The organism is Streptomyces sp. NPDC087422, from assembly GCF_044744145.1.
Lineage (GTDB): Bacteria > Actinomycetota > Actinomycetes > Streptomycetales > Streptomycetaceae > Actinacidiphila.
Genome location: NZ_JBIUXT010000012.1, coordinates 148,128 through 173,168, shown reverse-complemented (window position 1 = coordinate 173,168; position 25,041 = coordinate 148,128). Strand labels below are relative to the sequence as shown.

At 69.7% G+C, this 25,041-nt stretch carries 18 protein-coding genes; 5 read left to right on the top strand and 13 right to left on the bottom strand.

All coding sequences use genetic code 11. From position 1 onward, the window contains the following. Positions 1–80: 80 nt before the first annotated feature. The 12 genes from ACIO6U_RS30405 to acnA all read right to left on the bottom strand — a co-directional run bounded on the left by ACIO6U_RS30405 (position 81) and on the right by acnA (position 18,108). Positions 81–947 (bottom strand): thioredoxin domain-containing protein, encoded by an 867-nt coding sequence (locus tag ACIO6U_RS30405; RefSeq protein WP_391048769.1) that lies wholly within the window; start codon positions 945–947, stop codon positions 81–83. Positions 948–990: 43 nt separating this feature from the next. Next, on the bottom strand, positions 991–2,505 hold the full coding sequence (locus ACIO6U_RS30400) for a glycosyltransferase (protein ID WP_401723968.1): 1,515 nt from the start codon (positions 2,503–2,505) through the stop codon (positions 991–993). 45 nt (positions 2,506–2,550) lie between these two features. Continuing rightward, positions 2,551–4,056, bottom strand: coding sequence for an amino acid permease (locus ACIO6U_RS30395; RefSeq protein WP_401723965.1), 1,506 nt, complete (start codon positions 4,054–4,056; stop codon positions 2,551–2,553). A 219-nt stretch (positions 4,057–4,275) separates the two neighbouring features. Then, a complete protein-coding gene (dxs, locus tag ACIO6U_RS30390; RefSeq protein WP_355338639.1) occupies positions 4,276–6,201 on the bottom strand; it encodes a 1-deoxy-D-xylulose-5-phosphate synthase in 1,926 nt (641 codons plus the stop codon). Between the two features lie 304 nt (positions 6,202–6,505). Next, positions 6,506–7,813, bottom strand: a complete 1,308-nt coding sequence (locus ACIO6U_RS30385; RefSeq protein ID WP_355338636.1) for an ABC transporter permease subunit — start codon at positions 7,811–7,813, stop codon at positions 6,506–6,508. Further along, complete coding sequence (locus ACIO6U_RS30380) at positions 7,810–8,598, bottom strand: ATP-binding cassette domain-containing protein (RefSeq protein WP_188282659.1); 789 nt, start codon at positions 8,596–8,598, stop codon at positions 7,810–7,812. The genes ACIO6U_RS30385 and ACIO6U_RS30380 overlap by 4 nt, the downstream gene beginning before the upstream one ends. A 230-nt stretch (positions 8,599–8,828) precedes the next feature. Beyond that, the gene (locus tag ACIO6U_RS30375) at positions 8,829–9,911 is read right to left on the bottom strand and encodes a substrate-binding domain-containing protein (protein WP_355338632.1); all 1,083 of its coding nucleotides are present in this window, start codon (positions 9,909–9,911) and stop codon (positions 8,829–8,831) included. A gap of 139 nt (positions 9,912–10,050) precedes the next feature. Next, positions 10,051–11,265 (bottom strand): ROK family transcriptional regulator, encoded by a 1,215-nt coding sequence (locus ACIO6U_RS30370; RefSeq protein ID WP_355338629.1) that lies wholly within the window; start codon positions 11,263–11,265, stop codon positions 10,051–10,053. Positions 11,266–11,526: 261 nt separating this feature from the next. Continuing rightward, on the bottom strand, positions 11,527–12,483 hold the full coding sequence (locus tag ACIO6U_RS30365) for a carbohydrate ABC transporter permease (RefSeq protein WP_355338626.1): 957 nt from the start codon (positions 12,481–12,483) through the stop codon (positions 11,527–11,529). Between the two features lie 13 nt (positions 12,484–12,496). Beyond that, a complete protein-coding gene (locus tag ACIO6U_RS30360; protein WP_355338623.1) occupies positions 12,497–13,429 on the bottom strand; it encodes a sugar ABC transporter permease in 933 nt (310 codons plus the stop codon). Positions 13,430–13,510: 81 nt separating this feature from the next. Next, complete coding sequence (gene ngcE, locus ACIO6U_RS30355) at positions 13,511–14,908, bottom strand: N-acetylglucosamine/diacetylchitobiose ABC transporter substrate-binding protein (RefSeq protein WP_355338620.1); 1,398 nt, start codon at positions 14,906–14,908, stop codon at positions 13,511–13,513. 485 nt (positions 14,909–15,393) lie between these two features. Beyond that, positions 15,394–18,108, bottom strand: coding sequence for an aconitate hydratase AcnA (gene acnA / locus ACIO6U_RS30350; protein WP_355338617.1), 2,715 nt, complete (start codon positions 18,106–18,108; stop codon positions 15,394–15,396). A 371-nt stretch (positions 18,109–18,479) separates the two neighbouring features. Here acnA and ACIO6U_RS30345 point away from each other — a divergent pair, with 371 nt between their 5' ends. The 3 genes from ACIO6U_RS30345 (at position 18,480) to ACIO6U_RS30335 (ending at position 21,401) form a co-directional block, all read left to right on the top strand. Beyond that, positions 18,480–19,118: a hypothetical protein gene (locus tag ACIO6U_RS30345; protein WP_401723959.1), complete on the top strand. Its 639-nt coding sequence runs from the start codon at positions 18,480–18,482 to the stop codon at positions 19,116–19,118. Positions 19,119–19,221: 103 nt separating this feature from the next. Further along, a complete protein-coding gene (locus ACIO6U_RS30340; RefSeq protein WP_391048788.1) occupies positions 19,222–20,079 on the top strand; it encodes a class I SAM-dependent methyltransferase in 858 nt (285 codons plus the stop codon). A 92-nt stretch (positions 20,080–20,171) separates the two neighbouring features. Next, entirely contained in the window at positions 20,172–21,401 is a 1,230-nt protein-coding gene (locus ACIO6U_RS30335; protein WP_401723956.1) for a hypothetical protein, read from the top strand. Between the two features lie 15 nt (positions 21,402–21,416). Here the strand turns inward: ACIO6U_RS30335 and ACIO6U_RS30330 are convergent, their stop codons facing one another. Further along, positions 21,417–21,935, bottom strand: a complete 519-nt coding sequence (locus ACIO6U_RS30330) for a hypothetical protein (RefSeq protein ID WP_401723953.1) — start codon at positions 21,933–21,935, stop codon at positions 21,417–21,419. Between the two features lie 293 nt (positions 21,936–22,228). Between ACIO6U_RS30330 and ACIO6U_RS30325 the strand changes: the two genes are divergently transcribed. After that, entirely contained in the window at positions 22,229–23,758 is a 1,530-nt protein-coding gene (locus ACIO6U_RS30325; RefSeq protein ID WP_355338602.1) for a UDP-N-acetylglucosamine 1-carboxyvinyltransferase, read from the top strand. A gap of 132 nt (positions 23,759–23,890) precedes the next feature. After that, positions 23,891–25,033, top strand: coding sequence for a mandelate racemase/muconate lactonizing enzyme family protein (locus tag ACIO6U_RS30320; protein ID WP_401723950.1), 1,143 nt, complete (start codon positions 23,891–23,893; stop codon positions 25,031–25,033). Positions 25,034–25,041 lie beyond the last annotated feature (8 nt).

The following is a 25,041-nucleotide window of genomic DNA, read 5'->3' as shown; positions in this document are numbered from 1 at the left end:
CACCCGACCGCGGGGAGCGGCGGGACAGCGGAGCTACCGCGGTGCGGACGACGGAGCTGCCGGAGAAATCCGACAGTCCGTCAGCCCAGCAGCGCGGGCGTGTCCGACGGCGTGGCCTGCACCGCGATCACGCGCTTGGCCTCGGCGAGCACCATCTTGCGCAGCTTCTGCGGGGTCAGCGTGGAGTGCACGTCCTTGACCGGCGTGCCGTTGATCTCCACCACCGGGATCGAGCCGAGGTCGGACTTCGCGAAGTCGTTCTGCGACTGCTGCACCCAGCCGTTGTGGTCGCCCTGCTCCAGGCACGGCTCGAAGGTGCTGAGCTTGATCTTCCCGGCCTTGACGGCCAGTTCCTTCAGGAAGTTCAGGTGGGTCAGCGTGTCGCTCTTCGGGTCCGGCTGGTGCTTCCAGACCTCCTTCATGAACTGCGTGAAGCGGCTCTGGTCCTGCGCGCACGCCGCCGCGTTGGCCGCGGTCTTGGAGCCCTCGCCGCCGTACTGCTGGTCGGAGGCGGTCACCAGGCGGTACTGGAGCTCCGCCTGGCCGGTCGTCAGCAACTGCGTCAGCGTGGCCTGGTACTCGTCGGCGAACGCCTTGGAGTCGGGGCTGCGCAGGTCCACGAAGATCGTGACCGTGACCGGCACGGACGGCCGCACCGGCAGGCCGAGCTTGGGGCCCGTGGGGGCGGCGCTGGGGCTGGGCGACGCGGTGTCCACCGGGCCCGTGGGCACGATGGGCGCGGCGATGACGCCCGAGGGCTCGCGCACCTTGTCGTCCTTGGTGCTGCGTACGTGCTGGCCGATCAGCGCGGACCCGCCGAAGACCACCACGATCGCGGTCGTGCCGACCGCGTAGGGCCGTACCCGGTCCAGGAGGGACTTGCGCTTGGGCTTGCTCCCCCCGTCCTTCGCACGGTCCTGGTTCCCGGGTCCCTTGGACTCCGTCATGACAACGCCACCTCGATATTGCCGCACCAGCTCTCGCGCCTTTTTACCATCGCCCCCATGCGCCACGTCCAGCCGGTCCCCCATGGGCGCCGCCGCGCCCGGCCGGTCCTGCGGCCTCGCGCGCCCATACGACCGCGCCGTCGACCGTCGCCACCCGCCGGTAGTCGGAACCCAGCAGGTCACGCAGGGTCGGCGTGCGCGAGATCGCGTACGGGTCGCCGCGGGAGTCGTCGACCACCAGCGCGGGCGGGTGCGCGGAGAATTCCGCGCCGAAGGCACGCCAGGCGCCGGGGACCGCGTACCGCTCCCCCACCCGGACCCCGCCGCGCCCGCCGCTGAAGTTGGTGAGGAAGCCCGCGGTCAGATAGCGGCTGGCGGGCCGCCGGTCGGCGAACCAGTACGTCTCGGGGTGTATGCCCCACACCAGGACGCGATCGTCGGGCGCGGTGTGCGCGCGGACCGCGGCGGCGACGGCGACCGCGTGGTCCAGCTCGCGGCTCGGCGCGGCCAGGTCCCAGACCAGGAATCCGGCGCAGGCCAGGACCGTCCAGCAGGTGACGGCGGCGCGCAGCCGGGGCAGCGCGCGGACGGCGGCCACGCCGATCAGCACCAGCGGGGGCACCATCTGGAGGAAGTAGTGGCCGTAGAACTGGAAGCCGGAGACCACGGCGACCCCGGAGGCGGCCAGCCACACCCACAGGTCGGCGGGGACCGGGCGGCGCCGCAGCGCCCAGGCGGCGCCCGCGGCCAGCAGCATTCCGGCGGCGGCCACCGCCAGGACGCTGGCGCCGCCCGCCGCCCGGCTCAGCCCGGTCAGCCAGGCGCCGCGCGGCGAGACGTACTCGGCGGAGCCGGTGACCGTCCAGAACAGGAAGCGGCCGGGTCCGGTCAGCAGGGCCACCGCGCCGACCGGCAGCGCGAAGCCGAGGCAGAGCCGCAGCGCGCCCGCGAGCGCCGGGGCGCGTCCGGCCCGCGCCGCCCGCCACAGCGTCCAGGCCACCGGGAGCAGTATCACCGCGCCGGTCTGCTTGGTCAGGGCCGCGCCCGCCACGGCCACGCCCGCCAGTCCCCAGCGGGACCGGTCGGCGCACCAGACGGCGGCGGCGGTCCACGGGAGTATGAAGACCTCGAAGGTGGCCGCCAGGGTGTCCTCGGGCGCGAGACCGACCGACAGCAGCAGGTATCCCGCGCCCGCCGCCGCCCCCGACCGGTCGCCCCAGCGGCGGCGGGCGACCGCGGCCAGCAGCAGCGCGGTCGCCAGGTGCGCCAGCAGCGCGGCCGTGCGCGGCGGCCACAGCGAGCCGTCGCCGAAGACCGCGAAGAGCCCCTGGTACAGCCACGGCAGCAGCGGCGGCTTGCGGTCGACCACCGTGTCGTACAGCACCCCGCCGTGCGCCAGCAGCCGCGCCTGGACGGCCAGATAGCCCTCGTCGGGATTCCACACCGGGCGGGCGAAGGACGGCAGGCGCAGCAGGACGGTGAGCGCCGCGAGCAGCGCGGCCAGCCGCGACCAGTAGCGCCGGTCGCGGCGGCCGGGGGCACCCGCGGGTACGGCCACCGGTACGGCCGGCCGCGCCGGCAGTACCGCGCTCGTCGGCTGCACTTAGCGCCCGCGGCCCAGCCTGCTGTGGGAGCGGCCGTAGCCGAAGTAGATGACGAAGCCGATCACCATCCATACGGCGAACCGGAGCCAGGTCTCCACGCTGAGGTTGAGCATCAGCCACAGGGACGCGCACACCGAGGCCACCGGCAGGACGGGCACCCAGGGCGCGCGGAAGGCGCGCGGCAGGTCGGGGCGCGTGCGGCGGAGCACGACGACGCCGATGGCGACGACGACGAACGCGAAGAGCGTCCCGACGTTGACCATCTCCTCCAGTTCGCCGACGGTGAAGAATCCGGCGATCAGCGCGACGATCACGCCGAGCAGCACCGTGGTCCGGTAGGGGGTGCCGAACTTCGGGTGCACCTGGGAGAAGGCGCGCGGCAGCAGCCCGTCGCGGCTCATCGCGAAGAACACCCGGGTCTGGCCCATCAGCAGGATCATCACCACGGAGGTCAGGCCGACGGCCGCGCCGAAGCTGATCAGGCCGGACCAGAAGGGCGCGCCGACCGACTTGAAGGCGGACGCCAGCGGCGCGGTGGTGTCCAGCTCCGAGTACTTCTGCATGCCGGTGACGACGAGCGAGACCGCCACGTACAGCACGGTGCAGATGACCAGCGAGCCGAGGATGCCGCGCGGCATGTCCCGCTGCGGCTTCTTGGTCTCCTCGGCGGCGGTGGCGACGATGTCGAAGCCGATGAAGGCGAAGAAGACCACGGCGGCGGCGGAGAAGATGCCCATCACGCCGAACGAGGACGGGGTGAAGCCGAAGATCATCTGCACCAGCGGCGCGTGCAGGTCGGAGCCGCTGCCGGTGTTGGCCTTCGACGCCGGGAGGAACGGGTGGTAGTTGCTGCCGGTGATGAAGAACAGCCCGGCGAAGATCACCAGCAGCACCACGGTCACCTTGACGGCGACGATCAGCGTCGTGACCCGCGCGGACAGCTTCATTCCGGCCATCACGATGCCGGTGAGCACCAGTACCAGCACCGCGGCCAGCAGGTCGAAGCCGAAGCCGCCGCCGTCGTGGGTGAGGACCTTGGGGATGTCGATGCCGAAGTGCGACAGCAGATTGGCCATGTAGCCGGACCAGCCGCCCGCCACCACGCCCGCGCCCAGCGCCAGTTCGAGGATCAGGTCCCAGCCGATGATCCAGGCGGGCAGTTCGCCGATGGAGGCGTAGCTGAAGGTGTACGCCGATCCGGCCACCGGCACGGTCGAGGCGAACTCGGCGTAGCAGAGCCCGGCCAGGCCGCAGACGATCGCGGAGACGATGAAGGCGAGCGCGACGGCGGGCCCCGCGTAGTCCTTGGCGACCGAGCCGGTGACCACGAAGATGCCGGTGCCGACGATGACTCCGACCCCGTAGACGATCAGGTCGAGCGCGGACAGCTCCTTGCGCAGGCCGTGTTCCGGCTCCTCGGTGTCCGCGATCGACTGTTCGATGCTCTTGGTGCGGAACACCCCCCGGGGTCGGGGGGCCGTGTCGTCACGCGTGTCGGTGTCCACCGTCACACCTCCAGATCGTCCGGCGGCCGGTCGGTTCGGCCGGTCGATTCCGTCGGTCGGCAGCCGCTACTGCGTTACTGCACTCCGGAGGTCCGTCTCACCCGAATAGGCGCGCCTACGCGTACGCCGATGGAAGAGGGGGTCCACCCGTATGGGTGGACCCCCGCGTCGTACGGGTGCGCCGCCGTGTCCCCGGCGAGGGGCGGGCGGGCGGTGGGATCAGTCGCGGGCGATCTCGCGGGCGTGGTCCGCGTCGTCCGCGAAGCGGCCGTCGATGGTGGCGACCAGGCCGGTCACCTGGCGGGCGATGTCCGGCGCGGTGAGCCCGATGTCGGCCATCACGTCCTTGCGCGATCCGTGGTCGAGGAAGCGCTGCGGGATGCCGAAGTCGCGCAGCGGCACGTCCACCTCCGCGTCGCGCAGCGCCTGCGCGACGGCGGAACCGACGCCGCCCACCCGCCCGTTGTCCTCGACGGTGACCACGACGCGGTGTTTGGCGGCCAGGCCGGGCAGCGCCTCGTCCACCGGCTTGACCCAGCGCGGGTCGACCACGGTGGTGGTGATGCCCTGCGCGTCCAGCAGCCCGGCGATCTCCAGGCACATCGGCGCGAGGGCGCCGACCGAGACCAGCAGGACGTCGGGGCGCTCGCCCTCGGACGGCTCGCGCAGCACGTCCATGCCGCCGATCCGGCCGACGGCGGCGACGGCCGGGCCGACCGCGCCCTTGGAGTAGCGCACCACGGTCGGCGCGTCGTCCACCGCGACGGCCTCGCGGAGCTGGGCGCGTACCTGGTCGGCGTCGCGCGGGGCGGCGATCCGCAGTCCCGGCACGACCTGGAGGATGGACATGTCCCACATGCCGTTGTGCGAGGCGCCGTCGCTGCCGGTGACGCCCGCCCGGTCCAGGACGAAGGTGACACCGCACTTGTGCAGGGCCACGTCCATCAGGACCTGGTCGAAGGCGCGGTTGAGGAAGGTCGCGTAGACCGCGAAGACCGGGTGCAGGCCGCCGGTGGCCAGACCAGCGGCCGAGGTCGCGCCGTGCTGTTCCGCGATGCCGACGTCGTAGACGCGGTCGGGGAACGCCTTGGCGAACTTCTCCAGGCCGACCGGCTGGAGCATCGCGGCGGTGATGGCGACGATGTCGTCGCGCTCCTTGCCGAGCGCGACCATCTCGTCACCGAAGACGGACGTCCAGTCGGCGCCCGCGGCGGCGACCGGCAGACCGGTGTCGGGGTGGATCGGGCCGATGCCGTGGAAGCGGTCGGCCTCGTCCTGCTCGGCGGGCTTGTAGCCGCGGCCCTTCTCGGTGATGCAGTGCACGATGACCGGGCCGCCGAACCGCTTGGCGCGCAGCAGCGCGGACTCCAGCGCCTCCACGTCGTGGCCGTCGATCGGGCCGACGTACTTCAGGCCGAGGTCCTCGAACATGCCCTGCGGGGCGATGAAGTCCTTCAGGCCCTTCTTCGCGCCGTGCAGCGTCTCGTAGAGCGGCTGGCCGATCAGCGGGGTGCGCTCCAGGAGGTCCTTGGTACGGGACAGGAAGCGCTCGTAGCCGTCGGTGGTGCGCAGGGTCGCCAGGTGGTCCGCGAGGCCGCCGATGGTGGGCGCGTAGGACCGCTCGTTGTCGTTGACGACGATGATCAGCGGGCGGTCCTGGGCGGCGGCGATGTTGTTCAGCGCCTCCCAGGCCATGCCGCCGGTGAGCGCGCCGTCGCCGATCACGGCGACCACGTGGTCGGTGCGGCCCAGCACCTCGTTGGCCTTGGCGAGACCGTCGGCCCAGCCGAGGACGGTGGAGGCGTGGCTGTTCTCGATCACGTCGTGCTCGGACTCGGCGCGCGACGGGTAGCCGGACAGGCCGCCCTTGCTCTTGAGCTTCGCGAAGTCCTTGCGTCCGGTGAGCAGTTTGTGCACGTACGCCTGGTGGCCGGTGTCGAAGAGGATCCGGTCGACGGGCGAGTGGAAGGTGCGGTGCAGGGCGATGGTCAGCTCGACCACACCGAGGTTGGGGCCGAGGTGCCCGCCGGTCTTGGACACCGCGTCGACGAGGAAGGCACGGATCTCCCCCGCCAGCTCCACGAGCTGCTGCTGGCTGAGCCGGTCGAGGTCGCGCGGTCCGTTGATACGGGTCAGCACTGCCACCCGTTCCTCCCTCTGCTGCCTGTCGGTACCTGTCGGCACCTGTCGAAGGTCTGTCCCACGGTTTTGCCGACGTGGACGCCGACACGGCCGGATCGCTTCGATACGGCCGATCCGACGAGTCTAATCTTCCGGTTCCAAGGCTGTCGGCCGCCCTGTGCGATGTATGTCACGGCACGGCAACGGCGAACCGCCGGGCGGACCTGGATTTCCAGGTCCGCCCGGCGGTTCGAGGTGCTGCCGGGGTGCGCGTGTCCGCCCGCGTTGTTACGAGCCGTTACGCGCGCCGCCGTCGTACGCGGTGCCGCTACGCGCGGCCGGAGGTCTTCTGCGTACGGCGCGAGACCGAGTCGATGACCACGGCGGCGAGCAGAACGGCGCCGGTGATCATGTACTGGATCGAGGTGTTCATGTTGAGCAGGTCGAGTCCGGTCTGGATGGACTGGATGACCAGCATGCCGAGCAGCGCCGACCAGACGTTGCCGCGACCGCCGAAGAGGCTGGTGCCGCCGATGACCGCGGCGGCGATCGCCAGCATCAGCAGGTTGCCGGTACCGGCGGCGAGCGTCGCGGTGTAGGTCTGGGCGGCCAGGAAGAGACCGCCGATGGCGGCGAAGCCGCCGGAGATCGCGAAGACCGCGATCCGGATCAGCGCCACGTTGATACCGGCGCGGCGGGCGGCCTCGATGCTGCCGCCGACCGCGAAGACCTTGCGGCCGAAGGGCGTGCGGCGCAGGACGAAGTCGCAGATCACCAGGGCGACCAGGAAGATCACCAGGGCGTTCGGCACACCGGCGGACTTGTTGAGCACGTACGCGGCCACGTAGGCCACGACGGCCAGGGCGACGGTGCGCAGCGCGATCTCGCTGGTGGGGCGGAACGGGACGCCCGCCTTGCGGCGGCGGGTCTGCTCGATCAGCGAACCGGCGAGCAGCGCGACGACACCGACGGTCGCCAGGATGTAGGCGCCGGCGATGTCCTGGTCCATGAAGAAGGAGCGCTGGCCCAGGATGTGCATCGGGCCCTTGTCCTGGATGGACAGCGAGCCGGTGGAGCCGAGCAGCCACAGCATCAGGCCGTTCCAGCCGAGGTTGCCCGCGAGGGTGACCACGAAGGCGGGGACGCCGATCTTGGCGAAGAAGAAGCCGTGGATCGCGCCGATGCCGATGCCGGTGAGGACCGTGAGGATCATCGCCAGCCACATGTTCATGCCGTGTGTGGTGGAGAAGATCGCGAAGATCGCGGCCGACAGACCGCTGACCGAGGCGACCGACAGGTCGATCTCACCGAGCAGCAGCACGAAGACCAGGCCGACCGCGATCATGCCGGTGGCGGCCAGGAAGTAGCTGATGTTGACCATGTTGGTCGAGCTGAGGAACAGGCTGTCCTTCAGCTGGAACACGGTCCAGATGATGATCAGGCCGACGATGACGGGCAGCGAGCCCAGTTCACCGCCCTTGAGCTTGCGCTTGAACTCGGTGATGTAGCCCTTGAAGCCCTCTTGGCGGACCAGCAGCCGGGGGTCGATGACCTCGACCGCGGCCGGGGCCATTTCGTCGACCGGAGCGGCCGGCGGCTCCTCGTCGGCCTTCGACAGGGTGGTCTTGTCGCTCACTTCGCCGCCTCCACATTGCGCGACTGACGGCGGGTCACGGCGTTGTCCGTGGCTCCGGTGATGGCCGCGATGATCTGCTCGTTCGTGGTGCCCTTGACCGGGAAGGACCCGTTGTTCCTGCCCAGGCGCAGCACGTGGACGGTGTCCGCGACCGCCGTCACGTCAGCCATGTTGTGGCTGATCAGAATCACGCCGAGGCCGCGCTCGCGCAGCCGCTCGACCAGGTCGAGGACCTGGGCGGTCTGCTCGACGCCGAGGGCGGCGGTGGGCTCGTCGAGGATGACGACCTTGGGCTCGCCGATCAGGGCGCGGGCGATGGCCACGACCTGCCGCTGACCGCCCGAGAGGCTGGCGATCGGGATCCGCACGCTGGGGATCCGGATGGACAGCGTGTTGAGCAGCTCGCGCGCACGCCTTTCCATCGTGACCTCGTCGAGCACTCCGACCCGGAGGATCTCCCGTCCGAGATAGAGGTTGCCGACCACGTCGAGGTTGTCGCAGAGCGCGAGGTCCTGGTACGTGGTGGCGATGCCGAGGCTCTGGGCGTCCTGCGGCCGGTTGATGCTGACCGCCTTGCCCTCCCATTCGATGACGCCTTCGTCGATGGGGTGCACACCGGCGATCGTCTTGACCAGTGTGGACTTACCGGCTCCGTTGTCGCCCACCAGGGCGACAACCTCTCCGGCGTGGACCTCCAACTCGACATCGGTGAGGGCCTGAACCGCACCGAATCGCTTGGAGACTCCGCGCAACGCCAGCACGGGCGTAGCGGACACGTGAACCATCTCCTTCGCCGCCTGACCGGCGGGGATGCCGCGTACTGGGGGGACAGCCGCGGGGGACGTGCAATAAAGCACTGGGATGACATCAGTCAACGGGGAACGGGCTCATACCCCTTCCCCGAACGCTCTACCCCGGAAGCGTTTCCGTCCGGTGCCCCGCCCCGGCAGCGGGGTGGAATGGTTGGGGCGGGGCACCGGACAGGTCTTTCGGGGGCGGGCCGAGGCCCTGGGTACTACTGGATGCCCGCGTCCTTGCACGCCTGGGCGAACTCGGCGGTGCAGATCTGGGCCACGGTGTACAGCTTGTCCTTGATGACCGTGTCCTTGATGTTCTCCTTGGTCACCGCGACGGCGCCGATGAGGTGGGCGGGGACCGTCTGGCCCGAGCCGCTCTTGGCGGTGGTGTCGGCGACGTCCTTGAAGTCCTTGCCCTCGAGCAGCGCGACCGCGATCTGGGCGGTGGCGTCGGCCTCCGGCTGGTACGCCTTGTAGATCGTCGCGGCCTGGGTGCCCGCGAGGATCCGCTGGATGCCGGGCAGTTCGGCGTCCTGGCCGGTCAGCGGCGGGTTGATGCCGGCGCCCTTGAGGGCGGTGGCGATACCGCCGGCCATGCCGTCGTTGGCCGAGTAGACGCCCTTGATGTTGGCCTTGCCGAGCTGGGTGATCGCCGCGGTGACCTTCTGGTTGGCGACGGTGTCCTTCCACAGACCCGACTGCTCGTAGGCGATGTTCACCTTGCCGTCGAGGATCTTGTGGGCGCCGGCCTTGAAGGAGGCGGCGTTCGGGTCGGCCGGGTCGCCGTCGATCATGACGATCTTCGAGGTCGGCTTGGCGTCGGCGCCCATGGCGTTGAGCAGCGCCTGGCCCTGGAGCTCGCCGATCTTCTCGTTGTCGTAGGAGACGTAGGCCGAGACCGGGCCCTGCGCGAGGCGGTCGTACGCGACGACCTTGATGCCCTTGTCGACCGCGGCCTGGACCGAGGACTGGATGCCGACCGAGTCCTGCGCGTCCAGGATGAGAACCTTGACGCCCTTGGCGATCATGCTGCTGACCTGCTGCGCCTGCTTGGCGGGGTCACCGGCGGCGTTGGCGTAGTCGACCTTGCAGTCGGAGCACAGCTCCTTGACCTTCGCCTCGATCAGGGGCCGGTCGAACTTCTCGTACCGGGTGGTCGCGTTCTCCGGGAGCAGCAGGCCGATGGTCTTGTCCTTGCTGCTGTCGGACGACTTGTCGCCCGCCTTGCCACAAGCGGCCATCGTGAGCGCGATCGAAACAGCGACCGTCCCGACGGCGATTCGACGCGTCATTGCGTTCATGTGAGGTTGCCTCCCTGACAGGGCCGCAACACCGCGGCCGAGGTGCTCGTGAGTCAACTCCGGCTGACGCCATGCCGTCAAGAAGTAAACACTTAACGAGATGGCAACGACCCGTTTCGTTAGCTGTGTGAACGCTCAGTTATGCCGAAAAGGCGGGTGTATCAACCGGAGTATTACCATCCAACAGTGTAGAATCACCCATCTCACTCAGCACCAGGGCAAGTGCCCCCAAAACCTCCGCACGGGCACCCAGCGACCCGGGCACCACGGACAGCCGTTGGGCGGCACTGGGGATCGCGTACCGCGACACGGACTCCCTTATCGGGCCGAGCACCAGCTCCCCCGCCTCGGCCAAGTCCCCGCCCAGCACGACCCTGCTGGGGTTCAAGAGGTTGCACAGACTGGCCACGCCCATGCCTATGTGGCGGCCCACGTCCCCGATCACGCGACGGCAGCCGGGGTCGCCCTCGCGTGCGAGCTGCACCATCTTCGGGACCGTTAGGCCATCTCCGTGGCTGCCGCGCAGGAGTTCGAGCACATAGCGCGCGGCGGTGAAGGTCTCCAGGCAGCCGCGGTTGCCGCACCGGCACACCGGACCCGACTCGTCGAGGGTGATGTGGCCGATTTCACCCGCCGTGCCCCCCGGTCCGCGGTAGATCCTGCCGTCGATCACCAGGCCCGCGCCGACGCCGCTGGCGACCTTGATGTACGCCAGGTCCTTCACGCCCCGGCCGCCGCCCCAGACCAACTCGCCCAGTGCGCCCAGATTCGCGTCGTTGTCCACCTGGACCGGCACACCGAGCCGGTCGGTCAGCTCCTGGCGGGGGTTGATACCGCTCCAGCCGGGCAGGATCGCGGTCGAGCCGAGCGTCCCGGACTCCACGTCGATCGGCCCCGGCACGCCCAGACCCACCCCGAGCACCTTGTCGGGGTTGATCCCGGTGGACTCCACCAGCCGCGCGACGAGTTGCTCGGCGCGGTCGAAGCCCTGGGAGGCGGAGGCGTCCACGTCGATCGGCTCGGACTGCTCGGCCAGCACCTGATGGGCCAGATTGCCGACCGCGACCCGGAGATGCGAATGGCCGAAATCGACTCCTACGACGATGCCGGCGTCACCGGACAGCGCCACGCTGCGGGCCCGCCGACCACCCGAGGAGGTCGACGTCACCTGCACCGTGCCGTTGTCCCGCAGTTCGCGGACGATGTTGGAGACCGTCGCGGCCGACAGGCCGGTGCTGCGCGCGATCTCCGCCTGGGTGAGTGACCCGGCCAGCCGTACGGCACGCACGACGCGTTCCAGGTTGGCCCGGTGCAGCGACGACTGCGATCCCGGAGTCTCGACCACGACATCCACTCCTGCCCGGCAGCCGGAGCGTCCCGGCTGCCCGCACGGACGGGGACCCGGACCGATGTCGTACCTGCCACATCGGTGAGACCCCGTCGTCTACAACATGTGAACTCTAAGTTGAGTGTTTGGGGTGATGTCCCGTCAAGGGGGAGAGCCACACCGTTATGCGAATCGGTCGCCAACGCCGAGGAGCGGCTCCGCGCCCTCGCGGAGCCGCTCCTCGCGGCGTACGGCCTGCTCAACGGCGCTCGGGGGCGCCGCCGTGGGCTACTTCAGGGTGCCCGCGGTGAGTCCGGCCTGGACCTGGCGCTGGAAGGACAGGTACACCACCAGCACCGGCAGCATCGCGATCACCATGCCGGCGAACAGCGCCGGGTAGTCGCCCGAGTACCCCTGCGACAGCGCGAGGTTCACCAGGCCCTGGGCCAGCATGGAGTGGTCCTTGTCGGTGCTGGTCTGCGGCTGCATCAGCGTGACCGGCAGGATGTACTGATTCCACTGCCCGAGCACGTTGAAGATGCCGACGCTCAGCAGACCGGGCTTGGCCATCGGCACCATCACCTGGAAGAACGTCCGGGTGTGCGAGGCGCCGTCGAGCACCGCCGCCTCATGGATGGCCGTTGGCAGCGTCTTGAAGAACGAGTGCATGAAGAAGGTCGTGAACGGCAGCGAGTAGGCGACGTACACCAGGATCAGACCCTGGTACGTGTTCAGCATGCCGAGGTTCTTCACCATGAAGAACAGCGGGACCAGCGCGAGGAAGTACGGGAACATCGCGCCGCCGACGAACAGGAAGTAGATGAACCTGTTGCCGGGGAACTCGTACCGGGCCAGCACGTAGGCGACCATCGAGCCGAAGAGCATGGTCAGCGGCACCGAGAACACCATCACGATCACGGTGTTCAGGAAGAAGTCGCCGATGCCCTTGTCCCAGGCGCGGCTGAAGGCGCCGAAGGTGAAGTGCGAGGGCCAGGACCACGCGCTGGAGCCGATCTCGCTGTTGTTCTTGAACGAGCTGAGGATGATCCATGCCAGTGGCAGGATGATCATGATCGCCCAGACCGCAAGGAAGCCGTGCGAGAAGACGTTGAGCACCCGGCCGCCGGCTCCGTCGTAGCCGGCCTCCTCCGCTCCCTTGCCCTTGCGCTTCTTGCCGGGCCCGCCCTGAGCGGGTACCTGGCCCAGCAGTCCGCCGGACTGCGCCTCGGTGATGGGTGAGGTCATGGTGCTTCCCCGCTCAGAACTCGATGCGGTCACGGCGGGAGACCCGCAGCGTGACAGCGGAAACGATCAAGGTCACCAGCATGATGATCACGCCCTGTGCGCAGGCGTAACCGCTCTTGCCGAAGGACAGGAAGTTGCGCATCAGGTAGGTCGCCATGACCTCGCTGTGGTGGTCGGGACCACCGCCGTAGCCGGTTCCGGGGGTCAGTCCGGAGACCAGGGCGAAGAAGTCCATCGCGAAGATCGAGATGTACACCCACGAGGTCTGCACGCTGTCCCACAGCAGCGGGAGGGTGACCTTGAAGAAGGTCTGCGAGCGGCCCGCGCCGTCGAGCAGCGCGGCCTCGTAGATGTCCTTGGGGATGGACTGCATCGCCGCGGAGAACAGCACGAGGTAGAAGCCGACGCCTGCCCAGACCTGGATCGCCAGCAGGCACCAGAGCACGAGGTTGGGGTCGTTCAGCCACTCGATGGGGTTGTTGGCGTCCTCCAGGTGCAGCTTCACCAGGACGCCGTTGAGCAGACCGGCCGAGTCACTGCGGTAGACCGCGCCGAACAGCACGATCAGGATCGCGACCGACAGGACCTGCGGGAAGAAGTAGACGACCTTGTAGATCCCGGCGCCGCGGACGCCCTGGACACCGCCCGCCGTGCTGCGACCGCCCACGTTCACCATGAAGGCGAAGAACAGCGCCAGCAGGATGGTGATCACCGGCAGGAAGATCAGCAGCAGGATGTTGTGCCACAACGCGGTTCTGAAGACGGAGTCGTGGAACAGGGTCGTGTAGTTGTCCAGGCCCACGAAGTTGAAGGTCTGGGACTCGCCCTTCCAGTCCGTGAGCGAGTAGCCGATCGTCTGAAGATACGGCCAGATCACGAACGTCACATACAGGACGATCGGGACGATGAGGAAGCCCACAATGAAGGGGTATTTGCGATGCTGCATGGATCCTGCTCCTGATCGAGGGGCTATGCCGGTGCGGGGGCCGGACGGATTCCGGCCCCCGCACCGCACGACGTCGCTGGGTCAGGCCTTCTTGGCCTTGGCCGCGAGCGCCTTGGCCTTCGAGATCCACTGGGCGGGGGTGAGGCGCTTGGCCATCAGCTCACCGCTCAGGTTCTGCAGGGCGACATCGAACTCGCTGTTGGTGTTCGGGTAGTTGTAGTTGAACGTGTTCGCACCGGCAGCGCTCAGCGCGGTCACGGTCGACGCGGTACCCGGACGGAGCTGGACGTCGGAGCCGACGCCGTCCTTGAGGACGGTGAGGGAGTTGGCGGCGGCGGCGAACTTGCCGGAGCCCTCCTTCGTCAGCATCATGCGCAGGAACTCCAGGCCGCCGGCCTTGTTCTTGGCCTTCTCCGGGACGATGAACGGCTCGCCCGCGCCCGCCCGGATCGCCTCGAAGGGCAGCTTGTCGCCCGTGAGCGACGGCATCGGCATGAACTTCATGTCGAAGTCGCTCGGGGTGGCCTTCATCTGCTCGTTCTCCAGCCAGGAGCCGCACGGGATGAAGGCGGCCTTGTACTGGTTCCACGCGGTCTGCGACTCGATGTGGGTCAGACCGTTGGTGCCGGGCAGCAGGTAGTTCTTGTCCACGATCTCGTAGACCGCCTCGATGCCCGCCTTGACGGCCGGGTCGTCCCAGGCCGTCGGGTCCATCGTGTCGATGCGCTTCTGGAGCTCCAGGCCGCCGTTCTTGGCGATGAGGTCCATGATCGCGACGTTGATGTAGTACGGGTACTTGCCCTGGTGACAGAAGGGCGCGATCTTCTCCTTCTTGATCTCCGCGGAAAGGGAGATGAAGTCGGCCCACGTCTTGGGCTCGGTCCAGCCCTTGTCCTTGAACAGCTTGCCGGAGTACCACAGGCCGAACACGGTGTAGATGTAGCTCAGCGAGTACATCTTGCCGTCGAGCGTGCCGGTCTCGATCGTGCCGGGCTGGAGCACGTCGCGGATCTTCTTGCTCGGGTCGTCGATGTAGGGCGCGTCGAGCAGCGGGGTGAGGTCCGCGAGCTGACCGCTCTTCTGCAGGACGTCCAGCTTGATCTGCTGGGCGCCCGAGTCGTCGATGACGTCCGGCGGGCTGCCGGCGTTGAAGCGCGGCTGGAGCTTGCCGGCGATGTCCTGCGTGGGCAGGACGCTGGACTTGGAGCCCGGGTGCTTGGACTCGTACAGCTTGCCGAGCGCGGTGGCGTAGTCGTGGCCGTAACCACCGTCGAAGATGACGATGTCGAGGGCCGTGGAGTCGTTCACGCCGAAGGGGTTGTCCTTCGAGGCCGCAGTCGCGCTCTTGGTGGGCTTGTCGCTACTGCTGTCACCGCCGCTGGACGCGCAGGCGCTCAGCAGACCGGCCGACGGAATGGCTACGAGGCCAAGCGCCGCGGAACGCTTGACCAGATCCCGGCGGTTCATTTCGGATCCCATGCTCAAGTCCTCGCTCTCATCAGGACTCATGCGGTGCAGCGGAATCCGCCGACGACCGCGAACAGTTGAAGCTTGAGTGATGCCGTGCATCCATCGAGGAGGGGTACGTCACCGTAGGCCGCCGGGTGTTTCTGCCCGACGTTCCCCCCCGCCCCGCCCCGCTGTGAGCGGGTTCCTTGGACGCCGACAGGTATAGTCCACTTGCAGTCGGCAGGGCAAGATCGAATGATGGTTTGGGCGGCAAGCTTTCCCGAGTTGAGACCTCCGCGAAACGTGGGATGTCTCACCGATCCCGAGCGCGCCGGATCTTGTATTCACTAGTCAACACGACTGTCACGGAAGTGCGTTCAAGTAGTGAAGACCGAACCGGGCCGAGCCGGTCTGCATGTACGGACATAAGCGGACGGGCCGCACTCCCCTGAGAGGAGCGCGGCCCGCCTGCGGTTTCTTCTGCGTATCCGCCGTAGCGGAACGTCACTTGATCGTTACTTGCGGATCAGCGACCGCAATACGTACTGCATGATGCCGCCGTTGCGGTAGTAGTCGGCCTCTCCGGGGGTGTCGATCCGGACAACGGCGTCGAACTCCACGCCGGTGTCGGTGGTGACCTTCACCGTGCGCGGGGTCGTGCCGTCGTTCAGCTCGGTCACGCCGGAGATGGCGAACGTCTCCTCGCCCGTGAGCCCCAGGGAGGCCGCGGAGGCGCCCTCGGGGTACTGGAGCGGCAGCACGCCCATGCCGATCAGGTTGGAGCGGTGGATGCGCTCGTAGGACTCCGCGACGACCGCCTTGACGCCGAGCAGCGCGGTGCCCTTGGCCGCCCAGTCGCGGGACGAGCCGGAGCCGTACTCCTTGCCCGCCAGGACGACCAGCGGCACGCCCTGCTCGATGTAGTTGCGCGAGGCGTCGTAGATGAAGGCGACCGGGCCGTCCGCCTGGGTGAAGTCGCGGGTGTAGCCGCCCTCGGTGCCCGGCGCGATCTGGTTGCGCAGCCGGATGTTGGCGAAGGTGCCGCGGATCATGACCTCGTGGTTGCCGCGGCGCGAGCCGTAGCTGTTGAAGTCGCGGCGGTCGACGCCGTGTCCGGTGAGGTACTTGCCCGCCGGGGTGTCGGCCTTGATCGCGCCGGCCGGGGAGATGTGGTCGGTGGTGACCGAGTCGCCGAGCTTGGCCAGGACGCGGGCGCCCTCGATGTCGGTGACCGGGGTGGTCTCCATCGTCATGCCCTCGAAGTACGGGGGCTTGCGGACGTAGGTGGACTGCGGGTCCCACTCGAAGGTGTCGCCGGTCGGGATCGACAGCGCCTGCCACTGCGCGTCGCCCGCGAAGACGTCGCGGTAGGACTCGTTGAACATGTCCTGGCCGATCGCGGACGCGACCACGTCGTTGACCTCGGCCTCGGTCGGCCAGATGTCCTGGAGGCGGACCGGCTTGCCGTCGGTGTCGGTGCCGAGGACGTCCTCGGTGATGTTCACCTTCATCGAGCCCGCGATGGCGTACGCGACGACCAGCGGCGGCGACGCCAGGTAGTTCATCTTGACGTCCGGGTTGATCCGGCCCTCGAAGTTGCGGTTGCCCGAGAGCACCGCGGCGACCGCGAGGTCCGCCTCGTTGACCGCCTTGGAGACCTCCTCGGGCAGCGGGCCCGAGTTGCCGATGCAGGTGGTGCAGCCGTAACCGACCAGGTTGAAGCCGAGCTTGTCCAGGTACGGGGTCAGGCCCGCCTTGTCGAAGTAGTCCGTGACGACCTTGGAGCCGGGCGCCAGCGTCGTCTTCACCCACGGCTTGCGGGTCAGACCGCGCTCGACCGCCTTCTTGGCGACCAGGGCGGCGGCGACCATCACGTACGGGTTCGAGGTGTTGGTGCACGAGGTGATCGCGGCGACGGTGACGGCGCCGTGGTCGATCTCGTACGTGCTGCCGTCGGGGGCGGTCACCACGGTCGGCTTGGTCGGCACGCCGTTGTGGGTGGCCGGGGAGTCGGAGGCCGGGAAGGACTCCTTGCCCGCCTCCTCGTCGTCGGTCACGTAGTTGCGCACGTCGCGGGCGAACTGCTGGGAGGCGTTCGCCAGGACGATACGGTCCTGCGGGCGCTTGGGCCCGGCGATCGACGGGACGACGGTGGCGAGGTCCAGCTCCAGCTTCTCGGAGAAGTCCGGCTCGGCGGCCGGGTCCAGCCACAGGCCCTGCTCCTTGGCGTACGCCTCGACCAGCGCGACCTGCTGCGCGTCCCGGCCGGTCAGCCGCAGGTACTTCAGCGTCTCCTCGTCGATCGGGAAGATCGCCGCGGTGGAGCCGAACTCCGGCGACATGTTGCCGATGGTGGCGCGGTTGGCCAGCGACGTGGCGCCGACGCCCTCGCCGTAGAACTCCACGAACTTGCCGACCACGCCGTGCTTGCGCAGCATCTCGGTGATGGTCAGCACCAGGTCGGTGGCGGTGGTGCCGGTGGGCAGCTCGCCGGTCAGCTTGAAGCCGACGACCCGCGGGATCAGCATGGACACCGGCTGGCCCAGCATCGCGGCCTCGGCCTCGATGCCGCCGACGCCCCAGCCGAGCACGCCGAGGCCGTTGACCATGGTGGTGTGCGAGTCGGTGCCGACCAGGGTGTCCGGGTACGCCTGGCCGCCGCGGACCATGACGGTACGGGCCAGGTGCTCGATGTTCACCTGGTGAACGATGCCGGTGCCGGGCGGGACGACCTTGAACTCGTCGAACGCGGTCTGGCCCCAGCGCAGGAACTGGTAGCGCTCCTTGTTGCGGCCGTACTCCAGCTCCACGTTCTGCGCGAAGGAGTCGGCGGTGCCGAAGCGGTCGGCGATCACCGAGTGGTCGATGACCAGCTCGGCCGGGGCGAGCGGGTTGATCCGGGCGGCGTCGCCGCCGAGCTCCTTGACGGCCTCGCGCATGGTGGCCAGGTCCACGACGCAGGGCACACCCGTGAAGTCCTGCATGATCACGCGGGCCGGCGTGAACTGGATCTCCTGGCTCGGCTGGGCCTGGGAGTCCCAGCCGCCCAGCGCCCGGATGTGGTCGGCGGTGATGTTCGCGCCGTCCTCGGTACGCAGCAGGTTCTCCAGCAGCACCTTCAGGCTGTACGGCAGCCGGGCCGCGCCCGCCACCTTGTCCAGCCGGAAGATCTCGTACGACTCGTCGCCCACGCGCAGCGTGCTGCGGGCGTCGAAGCTGTTCGCCGACACGACAGTCTCCTTCATGCGTCGTCTTGCGTCATTGCGCGCGTACCACCGCGGTCCCCCGGCCCGGCCGCATGTCGGTGACATGCCCGCCGGCCGGTCCGCTAAGGTGGGCTCTGGTTAGGTAACCCTTACCTCGTGCGGTGCGGTCGTCGTACGCCTCAGCAGATATCTCGATGTCGAGATAACTCTAGTACATGACCGCCGCTGGGTCATGCCCGGCCCGCCCGGGGACGGCGGCGTGGCGCGCGCCGGGTCGGACGGGCGTGACCGACGGCGTGACCGACGGGTGTGCCGTGCCGCGGGTCGGACGCGGGACGGGGCGCGGGCCTCGCGCGGGGGTGTGCCCGCTTGACGGGTGCCGGGACAATGCCCTCATGCGGTATGCGACGGAGAACGAGGGCGCGAGGGTCGCGGCGGTCCTGGCCGAGGCGGCGCGGCGGATGGCCGCGCTGCGCGGGGCGCCGCCTTTCCAGGTGTGCGCGGTGACCGGTCCCGCGCCGGAACCGGCGTGGTTCGCCGAGGGCCACAGAAGAGACGACGTATGGCAGCGGATCAGCGTGCGGCACGGACGGCTGGGGCAGGACGAGGCGGCGGTCTGGGTGACCAGCGCGGTGCGTGACGCCGAGCCGGTGAGCCTGGCCGAGTCGCTGCGGCTGGAGCGGGACGGGTACCCGCGGGCGGACGAGGACCCTTCGGCGCGGGAGGCCGGGGCGGGCCGTATGTCGCGGGCGGAGGTCGTCGTGGACGGTGCGCCGCGGGCGGCCGATGTGCTGACGGAAGGGACGTGGTGGGCGGCGCGGATCGAGGCGGTGGCGGATGCCGGTACGGACGCCGACGCGGATGCGGATGCGGATGCGGATGCGGATGCGGATGCGGACGCGGACGCGGAATCCGTCATGGTCACCGTCGTCGGGCACCACGTGCCCATCGGACAGGTCCGGTTGGCGACCGTGACCGACCTCGGACCGTACATCGACGCCAGGGAAGCGGAGTTGGCGCGACTGCGGACCTGACCCGCGGGACCCTTCGTGCGGCCGACGGGGAGATCCACAACGGCAACGGGACGTGATACCAAGGTGGGTGACGCAACGTCACACACTCGGGGGTCGACGGGTCATGCAGCACGGTGGGGTCGAACTGACCGCGTATCTGGTCAACGAGTCGCGGGCGCGCAAGCCCGACCTCGCCGAGGATCCTCTGGCGGGCGCGTGGATTCCGGACGGTGACCGGCCCGCGGTGAGGGAGTTGTGGCGGGAGTTCGCCGACGAGGTGTACCCGCACGACGACCTGGTGGTGTCGCTGCGCGGACGCTACATCGCCGACACCCTCGCGCGGGCGCTGCGCGCCGACCCGGACACGGTGCTCGTGGTGTGCGGGGCCGGTTTCTCCTCGTATCCCTGGCTGCTGCCGTTCCCCGCGGCGCTGGAGGTGGACCTGCCGGAGATGGCGGCGGCCAAGCGGCGGCGGGCGGCGGAGCTGACGGCGTCCGGTGTCGCGCCGGAGCGCGAGGTGCGGCATCTCGCGGCCGATCTGAACAGCGCGCAGGGCCGCGCCGAAGTGACCTCCGCCGCACGCGAGTTGGCGGCCGGTCGGCCGGTCGCGTACGTCGCGGAGGGCGTCGTCTTCTATCTGCCGGGGGACGCGGCACGGTCGGTGGTGACGCTGGGCGCCGGTTTCGGTACGACGGCGGTGACCGCGGTCAGCTACTGGCCCGCGGCGGCGGCGGGCTGCCGTGTCCTGGCCGAGCAGCGCGACTGGTTCCTGCGCAGGTCGGTGCCCGCGGACGCGAGCCATCTCACGCACGACGAGCTGGAGTCGCTGCTGGGCACGGCGATCGAGGACCGGGGCCCCGAGGATCTGCAACGCCGTTATCTGGGCGGGGTGTCGGTGAGCGAGTCCGACCTGATCCCGGAGTACGTGGCGGTCTCCTGGACCCCCGGCTCCGGCACCGGCCGCGCGGGCGCGGCGGCATGAGCGGCGGCGCGAGAAGCGGCACGAGCGGCGGCACGAGAAGCGGCGCGAGAAGCGGCGCGAGAAGCGGCGCGAGAAGCGGCGCGAGCGGCGGCATGAGCTTCGGCGCGAGCGAGGTGCTGCATCTCCAGAGCCGGGCGTATCCGCTGCACCACCGCTCCCCCGTCAGCTCGTTGGAGCTGGTCGCGGTGCCGGGCCACGGCGAGTTACGGCCGGTGGTCGGGGGCCTGCGGTCGCTGGCGTACAACCCGGACACCACCATCGAGATGGACCTGACCGGCATGGTCGGACCGGCGATCAGCCTGCCGGGCACGGAGATCGTGGCCTGCCACGCGCGCATCCTGACCGCGGGCACGGTGCTGGTGGTCTACGCGCTGCGGCACGAGGCCGATCTGCGGCCGATGGCGCTGCACGACCTCGACGCGCTCGACGCGACCGTCAACCAGGCGCTGCGCGAGGCGGACGCGCCGATCCTGACGGCGGTGCTGGCCGCGGCCGTCGCCAGTGGTCTAGTCCAGGAGATCGCACTGCGGCCCGATCTCGCGCTGACCGGGGCGGGTTCGCCGATCGACCGTCAATCGGCGCGCTACAACTGCCACTTCGTGACGCGGGACCCGCCGTGGGCGGCCGACGCACGGGTGCCCGCGCTGATATCGGGCCCCGACTGCCGGATCCTGCTGCCGTACACCTACGCCTGGGACCGCGATCCGGCGACGCCGCTGCACGATCTGCTGACCATGACCGAGCCCACGGACATCGCGGTGGCGCAGCAGTCGCTGCTGGTGGGCGCGCTCGTCGCCGGGCGGTGGGTGCTGGCCGACCTGGCGCACGGCCACCCCGAGACCACCGATGTGCACGCCTTCCGGCGGTTCCTCGACGGCCTGTGGGCCGACTTCCACCATCTCGACGGCTACCGGATCGAGTCGACGCAGGCGCACCGGGCCAGTTATCTCTCCGCGCGCCAGGTGATCGGGCTCGACGACACCCAGGAGCGCGCCGACAAGCTCCTCGGTTACGTCAGCAACTCCCTGCTGGCCGCGTCCTCGCAGCGCGCGGAGGCGCTGGACGCCCGGCTGAACCGTGTCGCGGCGGCGCTGACGGTGGTGAGCGCCGCGTCCTTCGGCCTCGACATCGCCGTGTTCGTCCTGCCGCAGGTCTCCCTGGCCACCAAGCTCGGCGTCGTCACCGGGCTGCTCGGCATGGCGGTGTGCTGCCTGCTGGCCGCGGTCCTGCCGCGTACGCCGCGGTGGGTGGCGCGCCGCCGGATTCCGGCGCCGCGGGCCGCGGCCGACGACGAGCGGATCTTCGTACCGCACGGGCGGTAGCGGGCACCGGCCGCGCTACGTCGGCGTGGCCGGTGTCGGGACCTTCGGCAGCTCCACCCAGGAGCCGTAGACGCACACATACGTCGTGCCGCCGTGGACCCCCTGATCGCTGTCGACGCACGGCGCGGACGGGTCGATCGTCGGCCGGACCAGCGTGTAGTGGCCGCACACGCGATACGGGTGTCCGGGGGTCGGGCATGTGCGCGCGTTTCCGCTCACGCCAGGCGTCACCGCGGTCGCGCCGGCGCGCGTCGGCGGCGCCGTGAGCGCGAACGTCGAGCCGGCCGAGGGCGATCCCGTACCCCGCGTGGCCGTGGCGCCCGTCGTCTCCGCCCGGGTCGGGGGTGTCCGGGAGGGTCCGCTCGGCGACCACCCGAAGGGCAGCTTCGGCTGGTCCCGCGAGGGGCCCGCGCCGCCGCCGCACCCGGCGAGCGCTCCGGCCAGGGCGAGTACGGCGACGGCCAGTCCCGCACCGGCCGCGCGGTGCGCGGGCCGGGGCCGCGTGGGCCGTGGGGAACGTATGCGCGTGAGCATGATCGGAAGTGTGCCGTACGCCGCGGCGGCGCGTGGCCGGGGCGTGCGCATCGGGCCGCGGGGGCCGGGGCCGCGCGGTCGGGTTGCGGGACCGGGTTCCGCGGTCGGATGGTGGGCCGGGCGGCGCTCCGGGTTGCGCGGCCGTGACCCGCGAGTACGGTGATGGCGGTCGCGGGTGCGGGCACGGGCGGCACGCGCTGGCGTACGCCGGATGGCACGCGGCGGGAGTGGGGTCCGTCACGGACGGCCGATCTGCGGTTGCCGCATCTCATATGTGAGATAGCCTCGGCGATATGACCGACGACTACCTCGTACGTATCGGCAGGCTCATCCGGGACGCCAGGCAACACAGAGGCTGGACACAGTCCCAGCTCGCCGAGGCTCTCGGGACCAGCCAGAGCGCAGTCAACCGTATCGAGCGCGGCAACCAGAACATCAGTCTTGAGATGATCGCCCGCATCGGCGAAGCGCTGGACAGCGAGATCGTCTCCCTCGGCTACGCGGGCCCCATGCATCTGCGGGTGGTCGGCGGGCGTCGCCTGTCCGGCGCCATAGACGTCAAGACGAGCAAGAACGCCTGCGTGGCCCTGCTGTGCGCGACCCTGCTGAACGCCGGGCGCACCACGCTGCGCCGGGTGGCCAGGATCGAGGAGGTCTACCGGATCCTGGAGGTGCTGGGCAGCATCGGCGTCCGCGCCCGCTGGATCAACGACGGCAACGACCTGGAGATCGTGCCGCCCGCCAGCCTCGACCTGGACTCGATGGACACCGAGGCCGCGCGGCGCACCCGCAGTGTGATCATGTTCCTCGGGCCGCTGCTGCACCGCACCGACCGCTTCCGCATCCCGTACGCGGGCGGCTGCGACCTCGGCACCCGTACGGTCCAGCCGCACATGAACGCGCTGCGCCACTTCGGCCTGGACATCACCGCGACGGACGGCACGTACCACGCGGAGGTCGACCGGAGCGTCACCCCGACCCGGCCGATCGTGCTGACCGAGCGCGGCGACACGGTGACCGAGAACGCGCTGCTGGCCGCCGCCCGGCACGACGGCGTCACCGTCATCCGCAACGCCAGCTCCAACTACATGGTCCAGGACCTCTGCTTCTTCCTGGAGGAACTGGGCGTCCGCGTCGACGGCATCGGTACGACGACGCTCACCGTGCACGGCGTCTCCTCGATCGACCGCGACGTGGACTACGCGCCGTCCGAGGACCCGGTCGAGGCGATGAGCCTGCTGGCCGCGGCCGTCGTCACCGAGTCGGAGCTGACGATCCGGCGGGTGCCGATCGAGTTCATGGAGATCGAGCTGGCCGTGCTGGAGGAGATGGGGCTCGACCACGAGCTGACTCCCGAGTACCGCGCCGACAACGGCCGCACCCGGCTGGTGGACCTCACCGTCCGCCCGTCCAAGCTGCGCTCCCCCATCGACAAGATCCACCCGATGCCGTTCCCCGGGCTCAACATCGACAACGTCCCCTTCTTCGCGGCCATCGCCGCCACCGCCCAGGGCTCGACCCTCATCCACGACTGGGTCTACGACAACCGCGCCATCTACCTCACCGAACTGACCCGCCTCGGCGCGGCCGTCAAGCTCCTCGACCCGCACCGCGTCCTGGTCGAGGGCCCCACCCGCTGGCGCGCCGCCGAGATGATGTGCCCCCCGGCCCTGCGCCCCGCCGTCGTCGTCCTGCTCGCCATGATGGCCGCCGAAGGCACCTCCGTCCTCCGCAACGTCTACGTCATCAACCGCGGCTACGAAGACCTCGCCGAGCGTCTCAACTCCATCGGCGCCCAGATCGAGATCTTCCGCGACATCTGACACACGGATGCCACCGCACCCCGACTGACCTGCTGTTGAGCGGGTCGGTGCGGGGTGCGGCGGCTGGTCGTATGCTGGGCGCGTTCAGGGATGCGCTTGGCGTTTAGATATGCGATCGGGAGGATTTCCGTGGTGTCGATACCGCCCGCCGGTGACCGGATCCGGTCGGTCAGATTGTCGTCCGTCTATCTGCCGCTGGCGGTGCCGGTGAGCGACGCCAAGGTGCTGACGGGGGTGCAGAAGGCGATGACGGAGGTCGCGCTGCTCTTCGCGGAGATCGGGACGGAGGACGGGCACGAGGGGATCGGGTTCGGTTACTCCAAGCGGGCCGGCGGTCCGGGGCAGTTCGCGCACGCGCGGGAGGTGGCCGGGGAGTTGGTGGGCGAGGACCCCAACGACATCGGGCGGCTGTGGGAGAAGCTGGTGTGGGCGGGCGCCTCGGTGGGCCGAAGTGGCCTGGCCACGCAGGCGATCGCCGCGTTCGACATCGCGCTGTGGGATCTGAAGGCGAAGCGGGCGGGCCTGCCGCTGGCCAAACTGCTGGGCGCGCACCGGGATTCGGTGCGGTGCTACAACACCTCCGGCGGCTTTCTGCACACGCCCGTCGAGCAGGTGATGGAGAACGCGACGGCCTCGCTGGAGCGCGGGATCGGCGGCGTCAAGATCAAGGTGGGGCAGCCGGACAGCGCCGAGGACCTCAAGCGGCTCGCAGCGGTACGGGCCCATCTCGGCGACGGCGTACCGCTGATGGTGGACGCCAACCAGCAGTGGGACCGGCCGACGGCGGCGCGGCTGGGGCGGGCGCTGGAGTCGTTCGGGCTCACCTGGATCGAGGAGCCGCTGGACGCGTACGACGCGGAGGGGCACGCCGCGCTGGCCGCCGCGCTGGACACGCCGATCGCCACCGGGGAGATGCTGGCCAGTGTCGCGGAGCACGTGGCGCTGATCGACGCGCGGGCCTGCGACATCATCCAGCCGGACGCGCCGCGCGTCGGCGGGATCACGCAGTTCCTCAAGCTGGCCGCGCTGGCCGACCACCACCGGCTGCAACTCGCCCCGCACTTCGCCATGGAGATCCATCTCCACCTGGCCGCCGCCTACCCGCACGAGCCGTGGGTCGAGCACTTCGAGTGGCTCGAACCGCTGTTCAACGAGCGGCTGGAGATCCGGGACGGCCGTATGCACCTGTCCGACCGCCCCGGCCTCGGCTTCACCCTCACCGACCGGGCCCGCGCGTGGACGCGCGAGAGCTATCGGACCGGCGTGGACGCGTAGTGCCGCCA

What these genes read in the sequence shown, in the direction of transcription:
- ACIO6U_RS30405 (WP_391048769.1), bottom strand. Translation starts at nt 947, where the DNA reads ATGACGGAGTCCAAGGGACCCGGGAACCAGGACCGTGCGAAGGACGGG.
- ACIO6U_RS30380 (WP_188282659.1), bottom strand. Translation starts at nt 8,598, where the DNA reads ATGGTTCACGTGTCCGCTACGCCCGTGCTGGCGTTGCGCGGAGTCTCC.
- ACIO6U_RS30375 (WP_355338632.1), bottom strand. Translation starts at nt 9,911, where the DNA reads ATGAACGCAATGACGCGTCGAATCGCCGTCGGGACGGTCGCTGTTTCG.
- ACIO6U_RS30365 (WP_355338626.1), bottom strand. Translation starts at nt 12,483, where the DNA reads ATGACCTCACCCATCACCGAGGCGCAGTCCGGCGGACTGCTGGGCCAG.
- ACIO6U_RS30360 (WP_355338623.1), bottom strand. Translation starts at nt 13,429, where the DNA reads ATGCAGCATCGCAAATACCCCTTCATTGTGGGCTTCCTCATCGTCCCG.
- ngcE (WP_355338620.1), bottom strand. Translation starts at nt 14,908, where the DNA reads ATGGGATCCGAAATGAACCGCCGGGATCTGGTCAAGCGTTCCGCGGCG.
- ACIO6U_RS30345 (WP_401723959.1), top strand. Translation starts at nt 18,480, where the DNA reads ATGCGGTATGCGACGGAGAACGAGGGCGCGAGGGTCGCGGCGGTCCTG.
- ACIO6U_RS30340 (WP_391048788.1), top strand. Translation starts at nt 19,222, where the DNA reads ATGCAGCACGGTGGGGTCGAACTGACCGCGTATCTGGTCAACGAGTCG.
- ACIO6U_RS30335 (WP_401723956.1), top strand. Translation starts at nt 20,172, where the DNA reads ATGAGCTTCGGCGCGAGCGAGGTGCTGCATCTCCAGAGCCGGGCGTAT.
- ACIO6U_RS30330 (WP_401723953.1), bottom strand. Translation starts at nt 21,935, where the DNA reads ATGCTCACGCGCATACGTTCCCCACGGCCCACGCGGCCCCGGCCCGCG.
- ACIO6U_RS30325 (WP_355338602.1), top strand. Translation starts at nt 22,229, where the DNA reads ATGACCGACGACTACCTCGTACGTATCGGCAGGCTCATCCGGGACGCC.